Source organism: Streptococcus sp. 27098_8_186, assembly GCF_041432055.1.
GTDB classification, from domain to species: Bacteria; Bacillota; Bacilli; order Lactobacillales; family Streptococcaceae; genus Streptococcus; species Streptococcus dentalis.
Window position 1 is genome coordinate 63,557 of sequence record NZ_JAPVYV010000008.1, and the last position, 18,286, is coordinate 81,842.

General features: G+C 35.5%; 16 protein-coding genes and 3 tRNA genes. 4 read left to right on the plus strand and 15 right to left on the minus strand.

Going from position 1 to position 18,286, the window contains the following annotated elements:
• Nucleotides 1-130: 130 nt before the first annotated feature.
• From O3602_RS07930 to yfmF, 7 genes are read right to left on the minus strand one after another with little or no spacing between them, the layout of a single operon-like run.
• Nucleotides 131-928 carry an energy-coupling factor transporter transmembrane protein EcfT gene (locus O3602_RS07930; RefSeq protein WP_003010805.1) on the minus strand — a complete coding sequence of 266 codons (798 nt, stop codon included), beginning with the start codon at nt 926-928 and terminating at the stop codon, nt 131-133.
• Nucleotides 921-1,763, minus strand: a complete 843-nt coding sequence (locus O3602_RS07935; protein WP_003010756.1) for an energy-coupling factor transporter ATPase — start codon at nt 1,761-1,763, stop codon at nt 921-923. The genes O3602_RS07930 and O3602_RS07935 overlap by 8 nt, the downstream gene beginning before the upstream one ends.
• Complete coding sequence (locus O3602_RS07940) at nt 1,748-2,572, minus strand: energy-coupling factor ABC transporter ATP-binding protein (RefSeq protein WP_371611479.1); 825 nt, start codon at nt 2,570-2,572, stop codon at nt 1,748-1,750. The genes O3602_RS07935 and O3602_RS07940 overlap by 16 nt, the downstream gene beginning before the upstream one ends.
• On the minus strand, nt 2,573-3,112 hold the full coding sequence (gene pgsA, locus O3602_RS07945) for a CDP-diacylglycerol--glycerol-3-phosphate 3-phosphatidyltransferase (protein WP_003010799.1): 540 nt from the start codon (nt 3,110-3,112) through the stop codon (nt 2,573-2,575).
• A gap of 31 nt (nt 3,113-3,143) precedes the next feature.
• Nucleotides 3,144-3,551: a helix-turn-helix domain-containing protein gene (locus O3602_RS07950; protein ID WP_003009210.1), complete on the minus strand. Its 408-nt coding sequence runs from the start codon at nt 3,549-3,551 to the stop codon at nt 3,144-3,146.
• A 26-nt stretch (nt 3,552-3,577) separates the two neighbouring features.
• Complete coding sequence (gene yfmH, locus O3602_RS07955; RefSeq protein WP_003010777.1) at nt 3,578-4,852, minus strand: EF-P 5-aminopentanol modification-associated protein YfmH; 1,275 nt, start codon at nt 4,850-4,852, stop codon at nt 3,578-3,580.
• Nucleotides 4,853-4,860: 8 nt separating this feature from the next.
• A complete protein-coding gene (gene yfmF / locus O3602_RS07960) occupies nt 4,861-6,108 on the minus strand; it encodes an EF-P 5-aminopentanol modification-associated protein YfmF (protein ID WP_003010771.1) in 1,248 nt (415 codons plus the stop codon).
• Nucleotides 6,109-6,263: 155 nt separating this feature from the next.
• Here yfmF and yaaA point away from each other — a divergent pair, with 155 nt between their 5' ends.
• Together yaaA and recF are read left to right on the plus strand one after the other, a co-directional pair.
• On the plus strand, nt 6,264-6,626 hold the full coding sequence (yaaA, locus tag O3602_RS07965; RefSeq protein ID WP_155127499.1) for a S4 domain-containing protein YaaA: 363 nt from the start codon (nt 6,264-6,266) through the stop codon (nt 6,624-6,626).
• A complete protein-coding gene (gene recF / locus O3602_RS07970; RefSeq protein ID WP_371611480.1) occupies nt 6,626-7,720 on the plus strand; it encodes a DNA replication/repair protein RecF in 1,095 nt (364 codons plus the stop codon). Before yaaA ends, recF begins: the two co-directional genes overlap by 1 nt.
• A 45-nt stretch (nt 7,721-7,765) precedes the next feature.
• Here recF and guaB read toward each other — a convergent pair whose 3' ends face one another.
• Nucleotides 7,766-9,247: an IMP dehydrogenase gene (guaB, locus tag O3602_RS07975; RefSeq protein ID WP_003009220.1), complete on the minus strand. Its 1,482-nt coding sequence runs from the start codon at nt 9,245-9,247 to the stop codon at nt 7,766-7,768.
• A 142-nt stretch (nt 9,248-9,389) separates the two neighbouring features.
• On the minus strand, nt 9,390-10,418 hold the full coding sequence (gene trpS, locus O3602_RS07980) for a tryptophan--tRNA ligase (RefSeq protein WP_003010784.1): 1,029 nt from the start codon (nt 10,416-10,418) through the stop codon (nt 9,390-9,392).
• A gap of 205 nt (nt 10,419-10,623) precedes the next feature.
• Here trpS and O3602_RS07985 point away from each other — a divergent pair, with 205 nt between their 5' ends.
• Together O3602_RS07985 and O3602_RS07990 are read left to right on the plus strand one after the other, a co-directional pair.
• Nucleotides 10,624-12,249: an ATP-binding cassette domain-containing protein gene (locus O3602_RS07985; RefSeq protein WP_003010809.1), complete on the plus strand. Its 1,626-nt coding sequence runs from the start codon at nt 10,624-10,626 to the stop codon at nt 12,247-12,249.
• Nucleotides 12,250-12,298: 49 nt separating this feature from the next.
• Nucleotides 12,299-14,866, plus strand: coding sequence for a YfhO family protein (locus O3602_RS07990; RefSeq protein ID WP_371611481.1), 2,568 nt, complete (start codon nt 12,299-12,301; stop codon nt 14,864-14,866).
• 99 nt (nt 14,867-14,965) lie between these two features.
• Here the strand turns inward: O3602_RS07990 and O3602_RS07995 are convergent.
• From O3602_RS07995 to rlmH, 6 genes are all read right to left on the minus strand, one after another.
• Nucleotides 14,966-15,039, minus strand: a tRNA-Asn gene (locus O3602_RS07995).
• A gap of 8 nt (nt 15,040-15,047) precedes the next feature.
• Nucleotides 15,048-15,119 (minus strand) — tRNA-Glu (locus tag O3602_RS08000).
• A gap of 50 nt (nt 15,120-15,169) precedes the next feature.
• Nucleotides 15,170-15,928 (minus strand): LytTR family DNA-binding domain-containing protein, encoded by a 759-nt coding sequence (locus O3602_RS08005; protein WP_151379380.1) that lies wholly within the window; start codon nt 15,926-15,928, stop codon nt 15,170-15,172.
• Nucleotides 15,925-17,265, minus strand: coding sequence for a GHKL domain-containing protein (locus tag O3602_RS08010; RefSeq protein WP_270300096.1), 1,341 nt, complete (start codon nt 17,263-17,265; stop codon nt 15,925-15,927). The genes O3602_RS08005 and O3602_RS08010 overlap by 4 nt, the downstream gene beginning before the upstream one ends.
• Nucleotides 17,266-17,611: 346 nt before the next feature.
• Nucleotides 17,612-17,685, minus strand: a tRNA-Arg gene (locus O3602_RS08015).
• A 42-nt stretch (nt 17,686-17,727) separates the two neighbouring features.
• A complete protein-coding gene (rlmH, locus tag O3602_RS08020) occupies nt 17,728-18,207 on the minus strand; it encodes a 23S rRNA (pseudouridine(1915)-N(3))-methyltransferase RlmH (RefSeq protein WP_003009233.1) in 480 nt (159 codons plus the stop codon).
• Nucleotides 18,208-18,286: the final 79 nt, after the last annotated feature.

Here is an 18,286-nt window from a genome sequence, read left to right on the forward strand (position 1 = left end):
TCTATCATACACACAAAATGTTACAGTTTATTGTAGAATATATTACAAATGTTACAAGAATATGTGAATTTAATGTAAAAAGCGCTTTGTATAGCGCTTTTTCCTTATTTTTGAACCAATACAACTAGCTCTATCCATTTTTTAGATAAAAAACTATCAACATGAGACACAGAATAACGAGCAATGCCAGGCTATCTTTTACTCCCCACTGCAGAGTCCGATAGCGTGTTCGTCCCTCACCGCCTTTGTACCCTCTCGCTTCCATCGCAATTGCTAATGCATCTGCGCGTTTAAAACTTGAGGCAAACAAAGGAATGAGGATCGGAATAAAGGAACGGATCCTTTTTAATAGATTTCCTTCACCAAAATCAACACCACGCGCCCTTTGCGCATTCATGATTCGATTCGTATCATCTACTAAGGTTGGAACAAAGCGCAAACTCATAGATAGCATTAACCCAATCTCATGAGCCGGAACCTTAATAATTTTTAGTGGTGTAAGGATCTTTTCAACAGCATCTGCTAAACTCAATGGTGTCGTCGTCACGGTTAAAATCGTCGAATAAAAAATGATTAAAATAAATCTACAAAATATGATGGTGGCTTGCATCAATCCTTGGTCGGTTAATTTAAAAAACCACCATTGATACAAAATAGTTCCTTGAGAGGTCGCAAATAATTGAAAAATAGTTGTAAAAGCAATGATAAAAATCATTGATTTTAAGCCTTTAATATAAAAACTAACCGAAATCCTCGTTAGATACATTAAAACAAAAATAAAACCAAAGAGAAGAACATTTGTCTGGATATTATTTGCCCAAAACAGAAGAAATATGAATAAAAACATTGAGAGCAACTTCCCACGAGGATCCAGTTGGTGGATAATGGAGTTTCCAGGAATATACCTTCCTAAAATCATATTATTCATGAAGTAACAGCTCCTTAAGTTCCTCAATTTTGATTGGTAGTCTGTCCAGAGGAAGTCCTCTTCGTTTCAATTGAAGAGCAAAATTCGTAATTTGTGGGACTCCTAATTGAAGTTTTTGTAAATACTCAACCTGTTGAAACACTTCCCTTGGGGATCCGTTTAGGACAAGTTTTCCCGCTTCTAAAGCAAATACGGTATCAGCAAAATTTGCTACATCATCCATCGTATGAGTTACCAGAACTAGGGTCATCCCATTTTTATGTAATGTCTCAAACAACACCATCAATTCCTTTCTTCCAGCAGGATCTAGCCCTGCTGTCGGCTCGTCCAATACTAAAATCTCTGGTTCGATAGCTAAAATACCCGCGATCGCAACCCGTCTCATCTGTCCACCAGATAGTTCAAATGGACTTTTATCATAGATAGACTCTTCTAAACCAACGATCGCTAATTTTTCTTTGGCTATTTCCTCCGCTTTATCCTTAGGTACCCCAAAATTTTGTGGTCCAAAGGCTACATCAGCTAGAACGGTTTCTGCAAACAGCTGACTTTCTGGAAATTGAAAAACCAAACCGACTTTTTTTCTCAGGTACTTCATTTCTTTTGGCTCAGAATGATTATCTAAAACAAAATCTTCAAATTGAATCGTTCCTTTAGTCGGACGCAGTAAACCATTTAGTAATTGCAACAAAGTAGACTTGCCACTGCCAGTATGCCCGATAATAGCTGTATAAGATCCATCTTTTATTTCCAAACTAATATCAGAAAGCGCCTGATCTTCAAAAGGACTTCCCTCTTGATAAGTATAATAGACATTCTTTAAAGAGATTCCCATAGTTGGTCTAATAACTCACTTTCTGTTAGATAGTCCTGCTTTAGAGGAAAATGCGAGCTGAGAGATTCTTGGACCTGCTTACTAAAAGGCTTATCTAGTCCAATCTCATTGAGATCATTTCTTGAAAACAATTCCCGCGGCGTCATAGAAGACTCTAGTTTTCCTTTTTGAAAGACGAGTGTTCGATCACTTAAGGCAATTTCGGTTAAATCATGGGTAATGGAGATAATTGTTAATTGAAACTTTTTCTGAAGTTCTCTCATTACTGCCATTAGATCCTCTCGGCCTTCCGGATCTAACATACTAGTTGCTTCATCAAGGATAATAATAGTTGGTCTCAAGGCGATAATACCCGCTATGGCCACTCGTTGCTTTTGACCACCTGACAAACGAGATGGTTCGCGATCTTTAAACTCCAGCATACCAACTTGCTCAATAGCCTTCTCCACTCGTTGAAGCATTTCTTCCCGTGGAATTCCTTGATTTTCTATACCAAAGGCAACATCATCTTCTACTGTCGCACCAACAAATTGGTTGTCAGGGTTCTGAAATACAATCCCAATTTTACTACGGATTTCCCATATGGTTTCACGAGTCAGTTGTTTTCCATCAACGTAAATCTCACCAGACTCAGCTTCCAAAAGGCCATCAATCAGGCGTACAACTGTAGATTTCCCACTACCATTGTGTCCAACAATCGAAAGCCACTCTCCTTGTTTCACGTGAAACGAAACCGTGTCAATTTGATACTCTTCTACTGTTTTATCGTATCGAAAGGATACATTTTTTAGCTCAATCATCTGTTTCATTTATTGAAATGTGTCTTTAAAGAGATAGCTACTTCCCTTAAAGTAGTCGTAACCAGAATAAATTGTGAAAATCAATGCAATATAAAGCAACACTTGCCCTGGAAGAGTCCAATGGCAAAGCAAAAAGATAATGGCAAACATTTGGCTAAAGGTTTTAATTTTTCCTGGCATGGCTGCAGCAAGAACTGTACCACCTGTCTCAACAAGTAGAAGACGCAAACCAGTGACAGCTAACTCACGACAAATGATAACGGCTGCAATCCAAGCAGGAACCATTTTTAATTCAATCATCATGATAAAAGCTGACATGACCAATAATTTATCTGCCATTGGATCGGCAAATTTACCAAAATTACTAACTACATTCCATTTTCGTGCAAGAAAGCCATCTAAATAATCTGTAATACTAGCAATTGCAAAAATAACTGCCGCTACAATATGTCCTAAGTAAGAATGACTTAAACTTAAAATAGCAATAAAAATAGGAATCATCACAACCCGAATTAATGTCAATGCATTAGGAATATTTTCTTTTTTCATACTTCCTCCAAAAAATAAACTATCTTTACATCTATTTTACAGATGCTGTAAATTCATAAAAATATACGATATAAATCACAAAGCCAAGGATGGCAAAACTAACTAGTAAATAATACAGGATTGGTAACCAGCTCGCTTTCTGTCTTAATTTTCTTGAATGAAGCTCCTCGTCATCTACAAGTATTTCTTCATCAAATAACAATTCTTTTCCTTCACGAAAAGCTGTCAATAGGATGGACTCATCTAAACCCAAAGCCCATGCTAACTTTTTAAGATAGATCTGAGCGTAAAAGGGACTCGGTAATAGATCAAACTCATCGTTTTCCAACGCTTCTATATAAGGAATTTCAATGGCTGTCTTATTTGACACATCCTGTAAACTTAAGTGTAAATTTACTCTTGACAGTCTTAACACTTGACCAATCGTTCTCTTCTTCATGTTTTCCCTTCTTGATACATTGTTTACTACTTTTGAAAAATCATATAGTCAACCATCTCAGCCTGGTCGATGAACTGATGCCCTAATTTGATGATATCCTGTAAACTAATACCTTGTAAAATCTTTGGAAGATCATAAGAAGTGCTACCGTCTGAAAAATATTCAAACTGAGTGGCACTATACTCAAGCGAATTTAAACCTTGTAAGAAATCACCAAACATTTCGCTTTTAATCGTATCCAAATGTTCCTGATTCACATCTGGATCCTTCTCGAATTGTTTGATCGCGGACCTAAATTGATGAGATAAGGACACCGGTTCTTGAGTATCCATTGTCAAAATAACGAAATGAAATAATTCCTCAACCTCGACTTCAAGTGTCAATGAGTTGTCAATTTTCCCAGCTTCGTATAAACTTTGAAACCGTTGCGAAGTCCAACCAAACATCATCGAAAATAGTAATTTCAACATCAATTTATAACGAAATATTTCCTCTTCCTTAATGATATCATTTCCTCGAATTCCAATTGCCAACTTAGGAGTAGCAACTTCCATTCTACAAGATTGATTCAATCTTACTTCATTTTTTTCTACAGGAAAACGTTCTAACTCCACAGATGGATGAGGAGGAACTAGATCATGTTTTTTTACTACTTGCAATACTTCATCAACATCAAAGTTTCCGATCACTAATAAGTGCATTTGAGAGGGATGATAGAATAGATCAAAGTTTTCACGGAGATTATCTATTGTAATGTCAGAAATAGACTCCCTAGTCCCAGCAATATCATCTGCTAACGGTGTTCCCGGATATAAATTTTCTAAAGCACCAAAAAATAATCGATAGTCTGGACTATCTTGGTACATTCCAATTTCTTGTTGAATGATTTCTCTTTCCTTAGATACAGATTTTTTTGTAAAGGAAACCTTTGAAACCATCTCCAATAACAATTGAATATTTTCAGGGACTTTTGAAGTTGTTGAAAAAAGATAACTTGTCTTTGTAAAGCTTGTAAAGGCATTACTTTCCGATCCTAAATGAACGAATTTTTTTAAATAATCTTGACCATTTTCATCTTCAAATACTTTGTGTTCTAGGAAATGAGCAATTCCTGCAGGATATTGCCTTTCATCACCATTCACTAGAATTCGTGTATCCACTGAGCCAAACTTAGTTGTGATTATTCCATAGGTTTCATAATAATCTTCTTTGGGAATTAAATGAATAGTCAACCCATTTGACAAGCGTGTAAAGTAAACTTGCTCACCAACCGATTCATAATATTTTTCTTTAATTTTCAATCTTTACACTACTTTCCTTCCATAAAATAAACAGACTGTAAATTAATTGTTTTTGCCACTTCAATAATTTCTTCTCTACTAACCTTATCGATGGATTCTAACCACTCTTCTAAAGAAAGCACTTTCGTTCCTAGGATCGTTTTCAGATATTCCCTTTCAATCAAGGTATTTTGCCGATCCTGTGCTAATAAGGTCGTATTCACCAACATTTCTTTTGTCAATTGAATCTCTGACTCTGTAAACTTGCCTCGTTTTAAATCATTCAACTGTCTCATAATCAAGGTCATTACTTTCGTACGAGATTCCTTATCAATGCCTGCAAAAACTCTCATGAAGCCTGTAAAAATATCAAAATGGCTTGAGATGGTATAAGCAAGGCCTTCTTTCTCACGAATTATTTGAAAAAGTCTCGAATGTGAGAAAGCTCCCAGCATCCCATTTAATATAACTAGTGGGATATGGAGAGATTCTCCATACTGGGTAGAAAAATGATAACCTAATTCTAAAATAGATTGTTGGTTTTGTTTTTGCTCTAACTTTTCTCTAACAACATTTGTAAAAGGTTGCTGATAGGTGACAGACAAATTGTTATCACGTGGCTTGAATTCAAACTGGTTCACTCGATCCACAATAGCGAGCTCATTAAAGTCACCTATGAAAAAGAAGTCAATGTTATCTAATTGGAGCATCTGATGAAACTGTTCAAGAGAACTTTGAGCTGTTTCTTGTCTCACTAAATCAACTTTCCCCAATCTTGACATCCCGATTGTTTCGTCTTCAAAAAATAGTTGATTCAATTGCCCATGTGCATAATAATAAGGCTCTTCAATTTCTGACTCCAAATCGGAAATCGTATTTTTCTTTTCAACATCAAATGTATCACTGTCAAAGTGATCTTCTACTACCAAAGGTGAAAAGAAGATAGTTTCTATAATGTCCAAAACCTCATCAGTAAGAACATTTTTCTTGCTCAAAAAGTCATCGCGCACAAAGGAAATATTCAAATCAACATAATGAACACGCCCCCTCTTAGAGACTGAGGTTGACAATTCTACCCCGTATAGACTCGCTAATTTTTCACGGAATAATTGTGAAGTTGGATATTTTTGATTTGCAGTTTCCATCATACAGGCTACTAAAACACGCGCAGCCACGGTATTTTCATCTAATGGCGATGAAAAACGGACCTTAATTTTATTGGTTTTAAATTTTTTTGATTGAAGAAAGTGAAGATTCACGCCCTTTACTAATTCCATTTTCATCCTCGTTCTACTCAATAGTAACTTTCATTATAACACGAAATCACACTAAAATCCTAATTCAAACTGTGAAAAAGCTCCTCAAATCACTCAACATTCTCTACCCTAGAAAAACTAAAAATATGGTATAATAACACGCAAAGAGGTGAACTATGAATTACAAATTATTTGATGATTTTATTACATTACAAGCAATCTTAAAAGAACTCGGTATTATACAGAGTGGTGGTGAAATCAAAGCTTTTCTTCAAGAAAAAGAAGTCTTTGTTAATGGTGAATTAGAACAACGGAGAGGTCGTAAACTTCGTGTCAATGATCAAATTGACATCCCTGAACTGAGCATGACTATCACCATTCTTGAACCTTCTCAAGAAGAAATAGAGGAGCATCTTAAAGAGAAGGAAGAAAAGGAACGTGTTGCTAAACTTGTCAAGCAACTCAATCAACAACAAAAGAAACAACCGACAAAAATTAACAAAAAAGAAAAAGCGATTCGCTTTCCTGGTATCTCCTAATGTGGTTAAAACAGTTATCCATTCAACATTTTCGTAATTATCAAGAACTTGAAGTCGAATTTCATCCTGGATTAAATATTTTCTTAGGTCAAAATGCTCAGGGGAAGACCAATATTCTCGAATCAATTTATTTTCTAGCTTTAACCAGAAGTCATCGAACACGAAATGATAGAGATCTCATCTATTTTGAATCCACCGATTTTAAAGTTTCTGGTCAATTACAAAGAGAAACTGGTCCCCTTCCATTAGAAATTTCCTTGACACCAAAAGGTCGGATAACTAAGGTAAATCATTTGAAACAAGCCAAATTATCGAACTATATTGGCCATATGAATGTTGTCCTTTTCGCACCCGAAGATTTGCAACTGATCAAAGGATCACCTGCAGGCCGTCGAAAGTTTATTGACATTGAATTAGGTCAGATGAAACCTCTCTACTTATCCGACTTATCTCAATACAACCATGTACTGAAACAAAGAAATAGTTATCTAAAAAATTCGGAAAAAATTGATGCTACATTTTTGGAGGTCTTAGATTCACAACTAGCTAGTTTTGGAAGTCGCGTCATCCATCATCGGCTTGAGTTTATTAAAAAATTAGAAGCTAAAGCAAAAGAAAAACACACTGGACTTTCTGACAACAAAGAAGACCTATCAATTCAATATCAGTCAACTGTTTTTTCTGAAGAAGGAAATGATATAGAAGAGCAGTTTCTCTCTATATTGGGAAAAAACCGTCAGAAGGATATTTTTAGGAAAACAACAAGCATTGGACCACACAGGGATGATTTAGCATTTTTTATCAATAATATGAATGCTACCTTTGGTAGTCAAGGCCAGCATCGAAGTGTTGTTCTCTCTCTAAAATTAGCAGAAATTGAATTGATGGAAGAAATCACAAGAGAAAAGCCTATTTTATTACTTGACGATGTTATGAGCGAACTTGACAATTATCGTCAACTTCAACTACTTGAAACCATCTCTAATAATATTCAAACATTTATTACAACGACCACTCTCGATCATTTAAAAGAACTGCCTGAAGAGTTGAAAGTTTTTACTGTTCAAGCCGGTCATATCAAAACAGCATCTTGACAATGTTGTCAAGATGCTGTTGTTTTTATTTACAAATGTGTAAATTTATTGTGCCGAGTAATTAGGAGCCTCGTTTGTAATTTGCACATCATGAGGATGGCTTTCTTTCAATCCGGCACCACTCATTTCGACAAATTGTGCATGATCATGTAAATCTTGAATAGTTGCTGCACCAACATAACCCATACCTGAACGAATACCACCGATCATTTGGAAGACCATATCTGCTACAGAACCTTTATAAGCAACGCGTCCTTCAATTCCTTCAGGGACCAATTTATTGGCTTCATTGACAGAACCTTGGAAGTAACGGTCGCTAGAACCTTTCTTCATTGCTGCAATAGATCCCATACCACGGTATGTTTTAAATTTACGACCTTGGAAGATTTCTGTTTCACCTGGTGCTTCATCTGTACCTGCAAGCATTGAGCCAAGCATAACCGCATTTCCACCAGCTGCAAGTGCTTTGACAATATCTCCTGAATACTTGATACCACCATCAGCAATGATCGTTTTTCCATATTCACGAGCTACAGCGGCTGCATCATAAATAGCAGTCACTTGAGGAACACCAACCCCTGCAACAACACGAGTTGTACAGATTGATCCAGGACCAATTCCGACCTTAACTACATCTACCCCTGCATCAAATAATGCACGAGCACCTTCAGCGGTTGCAATATTTCCTGCAATCAAGGTACGATCTGGGAAGTGAGCACGAATTTCTGCGATCTTACGAAGAACACCCGCAGAATGTCCATGAGCAGTATCGATGACAATTGCGTCTGCACCAGCTTCAAAAAGAGCTTCTGCACGTTCAAAAGTATCTGAAGTAACCCCTACGGCACCAGCTACAAGCAAACGACCAAATTCATCCTTAGCCGCATTTGGGAACTCAATAACTTTTTCAATATCTTTGATTGTAATCAAGCCAGAAAGACGACCATTTTCATCTACCAATGGTAATTTTTCAATACGGTGCTCTTGTAGAATGCGTTCAGCTGTTTCCAAATCAGTTCCAACCGGTGCAGTCACCAAATTTTCACTTGTCATATGATTTGAAATGGGTTGATTGTAATCAGAAATAAAACGCAAATCCCGGTTTGTAAGGATACCAACTAATTTACGATTTTCAAGTGTTTCAACAACAGGAACACCACTGATTCGGTATCGTCCCATCAACTCATCTGCTTCTGCAATTGTATGAGACGGAGTCAAATAGAACGGATCAATGATAACCCCATTTTCAGAGCGTTTTACTTTGCGTACTTCATCTGCCTGTTGCTCAATTGACATGTTTTTATGGATCACACCAAGTCCACCAGCACGTGCCATAGCAATTGCCATTTGACTTTCAGTCACTGTATCCATAGCAGCAGTAATGATTGGGATGTTCAAGCGTAAATTACTTGCTAATTGTGTACTTAAATCTGCATCATTAGGCAATACGTGACTTTCTGCTGGAATCAAAAGCACGTCATCGAATGTAAACCCTTTTTTTAAAAACTTTGTGTCCCAATTAGACATTAGCTGGTTCCTCTTTTCTTTTTATTGAGCAAGGCTCGAATTTTTATTGTTAATATCATACCATTCTATTGCAATTTGTCAATCATTAATTGGTAATTATCAATGAACGGCAAAGAATTGTTCGCCATTAAATGAAGTCGTTTTATTTTTTAAAATAGGTAATTCCCATCGCTGATTTTACTTCATCCAATGTTTGAGCTGCTACATTTCGAGCACGCTCACTTCCTTTTTCAAGAATAGAGTAGACTTCACCCATATCCTTTGCAAACTCAAGGCGTCTTTCACGAATCGGTCTTAATTCACGATCTAAAATTTCTAAAAGATATCGTTTGGTCTTTACATCACCAAGTCCACCACGTTGATAATGTTCTTTCATTTCTGCAATTTCAGCCGCATCTTCTGGGCGGCCAAATACATCCAGGTAATGAAATACCATATTGCCTTCGATTTTTCCTGGATCCTCTACTTTAATATGATCAGGATCAGTATACATACTCATCACTTTTTTCTTTAAAGTATCTGCATCATCAGCTATGTAAATGCCATTATTCAATGATTTAGACATCTTAGCATTTCCGTCTAAACCAGGCAAGCGCCCTGCTGCTTCATTTTCAGGATAAATTCCTTCTGGTTCGACCAAAGTATCTGTGTTGTATGCATGATTAAAGGAACGAACAATCTCACGAGTTTGCTCAATCATTGGCTTTTGATCATTTCCTACTGGAACAAAATTCGCTTTAAATGCTGTAATATCGGCTGCTTGTGAAATAGGGTATACCAAAAATCCTGTTGGAATACTCTCACCAAAACCTTTTTGAGAAATCTCAGTTTTTACAGTTGGGTTTCTTTCAAGTCGCGCCAAAGATACAAGATTCATGTAGTACATAGTCAATTCTGCTAATTCAGGAATCTGACTTTGAATGAAAATCGTAACTTTTTCAGGATCTAGTCCAGCTGCCAGATAATCCAAAGCAACATTTCCAATAGATTCTACAATCGTTTTTGGATCTTTTGCATGGTCTGTCAAAGCTTGCTGGTCTGCTAGGAAAACAAACATATTATACTCGTCTTTATTTTGTAGCAAGACGCGATTTTTTAAAGAACCTACATAGTGGCCAATATGGAGTTTTCCTGTTGGTCTATCTCCTGTCAAAATGATGGGTTTTGTCATACTCTTCTCCTTAATCGTTATCCCTATCATTATAGCACTTTCTAGTTGAAAATGTTAGTCTATCGTCTATGTTTGTACCGAATTAATGCTTTACTGTTCTGTAAACTTAATTGACACATCTGTAAAAACAGATTGACAGTAAAAAAGTTGAATTTTCCCCTATTTTCTAGTAAAATGAAGATATTATAGAAAGAGGAGAATATCATTGCTTACAGTATCAGACGTCTCACTACGTTTTAGTGATCGAAAATTGTTTGACGATGTCAATATCAACTTTACAGAAGGAAATACATACGGTCTCATCGGTGCCAACGGTGCTGGAAAGTCAACCTTTTTAAAAATTTTAGCTGGAGATATTGAACCAACAACTGGCCATATTTCTCTTGGCCCTGATGAACGTTTGTCTGTTTTGCGTCAAAATCACTTTGACTATGAAGACGAACGGGTCATTGATGTTGTCATTATGGGAAATGAAAAGCTCTACAACATTATGAAAGAAAAAGATGCTATCTACATGAAAGAAGATTTCTCTGATGAAGATGGTGTCCGTGCAGCTGAACTTGAAGGTGAATTTGCCGAACTTGGTGGATGGGAAGCAGAAAGTGAAGCATCTCAATTGCTTCAAAATCTAAATATATCAGAAGACCTTCATTACCAAACTATGAGCGAGTTAGCCAACGGAGATAAAGTAAAAGTTCTCCTAGCTAAAGCCCTTTTTGGTAAACCAGATGTCCTTCTTTTGGATGAGCCGACCAATGGATTGGATATCCAATCCATTACCTGGTTAGAAGATTTTCTGATTGATTTTGAAAATACAGTTATCGTTGTATCCCATGACCGCCACTTTTTGAATAAAGTCTGCACTCATATGGCGGATCTCGACTTTGGAAAAATCAAACTTTACGTCGGAAACTATGATTTCTGGAAAGAATCTTCTGAACTTGCAGCAAAATTACAAGCAGATAGAAATGCAAAAGCTGAAGAAAAAATTAAACAATTACAAGAGTTTGTCGCACGTTTCTCAGCCAACGCTTCAAAATCAAAACAAGCAACTTCGCGTAAAAAAATGCTTGACAAGATTGAGTTAGAAGAAATTGTTCCATCTAGCCGGAAGTACCCATTTATCAACTTTAAAGCGGAACGAGAAATCGGTAACGATCTCTTGACAGTAGAAAATCTTTCTGTCAAGATTGATGGAGAAACCATCCTTGACAATATCAGCTTTATCTTACGTCCTGGTGACAAAACCGCCCTTATCGGACAGAACGATATTCAAACAACTGCTTTGATCCGTGCATTGATGGATGATATTGAATATGAAGGAACTGTCAAGTGGGGAGTTACAACTAGTCGATCTTATCTACCAAAAGACAACAGCCGAGATTTTGCAGGTGGTGAAAGTATTCTTGATTGGCTTCGTCAATTTGCAAGTAAAGAAGAAGATGACAATACTTTCCTTCGTGGTTTCTTAGGACGTATGCTCTTTTCGGGTGACGAAGTTAACAAGTCTGTCAACGTCTTGTCAGGGGGAGAAAAAGTTCGTGTCATGTTGTCTAAATTGATGCTCCTTAAGTCAAACGTTCTTGTACTGGATGATCCAACCAATCACTTGGATTTGGAGTCCATTTCAAGTTTGAATGATGGATTGAAGAATTTTAAAGAATCGATTATCTTTGCCAGCCATGACCACGAATTCATTCAAACACTCGCCAACCATATTATCGTTCTTTCAAAAAACGGCGTAGTCGATCGTATTGATGAAACCTATGATGAGTTTCTTGAAAATGAAGAAGTTCAAGCAAAAGTGAAAGAACTTTGGAGTCAATCATAAAAATAAAGAGCCCTGAAATAATGATTTCAGGCTCTTTCAGTAGAAATATATGAATAAAACAAAGCTAAAAACATCTCTTTTTATAGTATCTTCTTTCCTGATTCCAGCTATCATGATGTTCTTTATTTACCTCTCACAGGGAATCTACTGGAACAGTGATACATCCCCCTTATTAGGAGATGGTTATCATCAGTATGTCATTTTTGATACCACACTTCGAAATATTTTACACGGGACAGATAGCCTATTTTACAGTTTTCAAAGTGGATTAGGCATTAATTTCTATGCACTCAGTAGCTATTATTTAGGAAGTTTCTTTTCTCCTCTTGTCTACTTCTTTAATGCACAATCTATGCCAGATGTTGTTTACCTCATCACTCTTCTTAAATTTGGAGCTATTGGGTTAAGCACTTATATTAGTTTACATGGAATGTTTTCTAAAATTCCTAGATCCCTGGTTCTTACCCTTTCAACCTCATTTGCTCTTATGAGCTTTGCTATTAGCCAAATTGAAATCAAAACTTGGCTAGATGTTTTTATCCTAGCACCATTAATTCTTTATGGATTCAAAAAACTAATTTACAATGAGGGAGAGATTCTCTACTTTATCAGCTTAACCAGCTTGTTTATCCAAAATTATTATTTTGGGTTTATGATGTCTATTTTTCTCATTTTATGGTACTTGACACAACTGTCATGGGACATCAAAGGAATTGGAAAACGCTTCTTTCATTTTGTGATTGTATCTCTTTTATCAGTTATAACAAGCCTTGTGATGTTATATCCAACCTTCTTAGATTTACGCACTCATGGAGAAAGTTTTTCAAAGGTTGACAGTATCTTTACAGAAAAAAGTTGGTATCTTGACGTATTTGCAAAAAATTTCATTGGAAGTTTTGACACTACTAAATATGGATCAATTCCAATGATCTACGTGGGATTATTTCCACTGCTACTAGCAATCACCTTCTTCTTTGTAAAGTCGATCAAGTTTTACGTGAAACTTTCTTATTTTATACTCTTGGCCATTCTTATTTTGAGTTTTCGTTTTCAATTATTAGATCTCCTTTGGCAAGGTATGCACGCGCCAAATATGTTTCTTCATCGATACTCTTGGATCTTTTCTTTGACGATTATTCTGATGGCAGGAGAAGTACTAAATCGAATAGAGGAGATCACTTGGATTCGTTTTAGTCTTGCTAATTTCCTCCTTATTCTAGGATTTGGAGCAACTGTCCTTTACAGCAGTCACTATAAATTTTTAGATGCTGTCAATTTCATTGTTACTTTTGAATTTTTAATCGCCTTCTATTTAGTCTGTTTAGGATTTATCTTAAAAAAAATACCGCCTAGACTTTTCTATCTTTCGATCCTGTTTTTCTCCATCTTTGAATTATCGGTGAATAGTTATTATCAAATGGAAGGAATTGCGAATGAATGGGTCTTTGCTTCTCGGTCGTCCTACGAACGCGACTTAAAAGCCATCCAATCCTTAGTAAGAGGGAAGACAGACTCTAATTATCGGACTGAGATTCTACAGCCACAAACGGGCAATGATAGCATGAAGTATGGTTATAATGGAATTTCTCAATTTTCATCTGTACGAAATACGGATGCTAGCTCGACATTAGACAAACTAGGATTTAAATCTGAAGGAACTAACCTCAATCTTCGATACCAAAACAATTCTATTTTAATGGATAGTCTATTTGGTGTTCGCTATAATTTAAGCCAACAACCTGTTCAAAAATTTGGATTTAAAGAGATTGCAACCAAAAATGGAGTCTCACTTTCAGAAAACGAATATGCCTTACCAATCGCCTTTCTGTCAGCAAAACCTTATAAAAATACTTCCTTTACGAATTTGACACTGGATAATCAGACACGATTCATCCATCAAATCACAGATGAAAAATATAAATTTTATAAGAAATTAAATATTCTCTCGCCTACTTCACAAAATACTACATCTTCGTTGCAAACTGCAAAAATTGAAGAAGATAGTCATCTATCCTACGCAAGTATTCAATATGAAGTAACGGTTCCTGCCCATAGCCAACTATATGTCAATGTTCCAAATTTACAATTTTCAAACGATGATCGGAAAGATATTGAAATCAGCTACAATGGACAGACCCAACGCTATACCATTGATAATGCCTTTCCATTCTTTTCAATTGGCCATTTTGACACAGAAGAAATAGTTACTATTCGTATGAGTTTTCCAGAAAATTCGACAGTCTCTTTTGATACACCAGAATTTTTTGCTCTGGATCTTGACCAATACACACAAGCTATCGCTAGCATTCGTCAGCAAGAAGTTGCTATTCACAAAAAGAAAAACAAATTGGTAGCAGCCTATAACGCAAATAGAGACACTACCCTTATTTTTACACTCCCTTATGATAAAGGCTGGTCAGCTAAACAAAATGGAAAGCCTATCCAAATTCATCGCATCCAGAAAGGATTAATGGGAGTTCGTGTTTCAAAAGGATCCGGAACAGTCACCTTAACATTTGTTCCCCAAGGCTTCATTGAAGGACTCATTGCCTTTTTCGTTGGAATCATTCTTTTCTTCCTCTACGAATGGAGACAAATAAAAAGACTAAAAAGCTAAGGAACATGAATATCGTTCACTTATAAATATAAGGCTAGGATAATTGCCATCCTAGCCTTTTTTCAAAACAAAAAAACACCCAAATGGGTGTTATACTAGCTCCGCCAGTAGGACTCGAACCTACGACATCATGATTAACAGTCATGCGCTACTACCAACTGAGCTATGGCGGAATGAGATATAGTCCGTACGGGATTCGAACCCGTGTTACCGCCGTGAAAAGGCGGTGTCTTAACCCCTTGACCAACGGACCATATATTCATTTACAGAACATATTTCATTATATCAAAATTTAACTAATTGTCAAGCACTAAATTCTAAATTTTGCTCTTCAATTAATTTTTTGACACGTTTGATATTGCTTCTTGAGATTGGACAAGAATACCCTTCTTTCAACAACAACTGTTTTCTTTTCTTATCCATCCCAACGATCATACTTCTATTTACGATATAAGATTGATGGGGACTGAAATATCTCTCCTCCACATCTTTCTCCAAGACATCTGATAAACTTCCCGCAATTTCTTTTTGAAAATTTTTCCCAACTAAGTTTAATTTATAAGCCGAACCAACAGTCTCAATATAAAGAATATCCTTAAATGGAATTTTTATCTTTTTATCTTTAAAGTCATACTCAAAATAATCTGTCAAATCATCATTTCCAATTTGAATAGTTGTTAGATACTCAATACACTCCTTTATTTTTAATCTAAATAAATCTTCATTCAAATTTTTATCAATAAAATCCAAGGCAGATACTTTATAACGATAGGTAATAGAAGCGAATTCTGATTTTGTAGTAATAAAAACAATAATGGCATAAGGATTTGTTTCTCGTATTTTTTTAGCAATTTCTAGCCCACAATATTCATTGTCTTGGATATGAATATCTAGAAAATATAATTGGTGGATATCCGAATGTTGGATATAATTTTCAAATTCCGTAAGTTTACCGGTAGAAATCACTTCAAGTTTAATTTCTAATTCTTTAGCAATTTCTACAATATGTTTTTCTACCCGTATCTGTTGAGAGAGCTCATCTTCTAATAAAAAAATCTTCATTCTTGTTCATATCCTCCAATCTTCAAAACTTGTAAAAAACGATTTCCTTGCAATTCTGTTTCTAAAAACATCGTTCCATAATTTGCTAAGATTTTTCTCACATTATTTAATCCTAGTCCTCTATTTTCTCCTTTTGTCGAATAGCCTTCCTCATATATTTTTCTGATATCAAAAGTGATTTCATTTGTTGTATTATGAATCACTAAGTAAACAATTTTTGAAATAGAGAAAATAGCAACATGAACTTTCTTTTCTTCCGCTTCTTTTGAAGCTTCCAAAGCGTTTGTCACTAGAATCCCAACGATTCTCACGATATCTAATAAATCAACTGGTAGTTGCTCGATTGGTTCACTCGTTTCAAAGGTCATTTCTACCCCAGCATCTCTAGCATCCAACCAGCCACGAATCAAAATACTTCGTAATGCAGAATCTCTGATATTGACCAAGTTAAATCCTGATAATTCTTCTGTATTTATCTTTTTATAACCTTCTTCTAATACTTCTCTATGGATTCTCTGTATTTCTGAAATATTTTTTTCCTCAATAGCTAATGACATAGAAATAACTAAATTTCCCAAATCATGACGAAATCCCCTAACAATAGAATAGAGACTTTGAATTTCAGCCATATAGCGACTCATTTGTTGCTCAGAAAATTCTTTATACTCCAGTGCTAAATTTTTACGATACTGATCTCGCTCGATTTTCATATGGAATAAGCTGACTACAAAAAAGAAAAAACAAATCGTTGCCAACATACTCCCAAAATTTTTAAATTGCGCTTGTTCACTAATCCATAAAGCAAAATTAATCACTACAAAGATGGTGAAATAGACGCAGATGACTCTCTTTAAATATTTTTCAAATTCTTTCTCATAAAAAGGAGTGAAATCAAATTCAAATAAGTCAATTAACTTCAAAATGATTCCTAAAGAAACCAAACGAATACATATATTATAAACAATCGAGTGAGCTGCTACAAAAGCATCCCCTAACACTGAAGAGACAATTATCGTCAGAAAAGTTGCTGTTCCTTCAACCGCTAAATAAGTAAAAAAAGAATAAAAAATGGTGCACAAGTAATTCATCCGATTAGCATAATGATAATAAGGATATAAATAAACCGGCCATAAGAGCATATTTAAATCAGAGAGTCGAATATTTGAAACTAGAGTCACATCTAAAAATACTAAGAGACTTTCAAAAAGAAGAACAAAGGTGCTCAGCAGAAAGATAAATGAAAATTGATGTTCCTGATAGATTTTTTCGTCCACTAATGCAAACGTCAGAACAATGATCCCTCCTAAGAGAAAAGACAATACTAATGACTGAATCACACAAACTCTCCTACTTTTTTTCTATTTTATTATATTCTAGTATTATTAGAAAAAATAAAATTTTTATATACAAAAAATTATAATATAAAATAGACTAAAATTAAAGGGGATGGGTGAAATTGTAATGTTTTTAACGATTTTGTTACATGATTGAAAACTATTTTACATAATTCCCACAATCTGCACTTTGCACTATATAGGGATTATTAGATCTTTTTTAAAATATTTCTAATAAATGATTTCATTTTTATTAATCAATAGTAATATATAGAAAAATTAATAGATGATGAAAATTTATACATTTTTTACAAAAAGAAAAGACACAGCAAAAACTGCATCTTTCATTTGATCCCAGCAGGATTCGAACCTGCGACCGTTCGCTTAGAAGGCGAATGCTCTATCCAGCTGAGCTATGAGACCGAACTTACTTCATTTTAGCAGAAAAAGGAAGGAGCGTCAAGGTTATTTATGGTAGGGACTCCCCTGTTGAATCATGAAAGCACGATAGATTTGTTCCACCAACACTAATTTCATCAACTGATGAGGAAGCGTTAATTGACCAAAGCTCATCAATAGATTTCCTCTTTTTTTCACTTCAGGAGACAGACCAAGACTGCCTCCAATAACAAAAGTAAGGTTTGAATAACCAGATGTCATAATCTGATCAATCGTTTGACTAAATTTCTCTGAAGGAAATTGTTTGCCTTCAATAGCCAATACAATCACATATTCCTTATCTGAAATTTTAGAGAGAATTCGTTCCCCCTCTTTTTCAAGGATTTGTTGATTTTCGAGTTGACTGGCACGATCTGGAGTTTTTTCATCAACTAACTCAACCTGTTCTACTTTTGCAAATCGACCAAGCCTTTTAATATACTCCGCGATCCCATCTTTTAAGTATTTTTCTTTTAATTTTCCAACGGTTATCAATTTAATTTTCATTCCCCTATTGTAGCATAATTCTTCAATTCCACAAATAATCCACAGCTATAGAAAGAAAAGCTATTCTATAAAGTCCTTT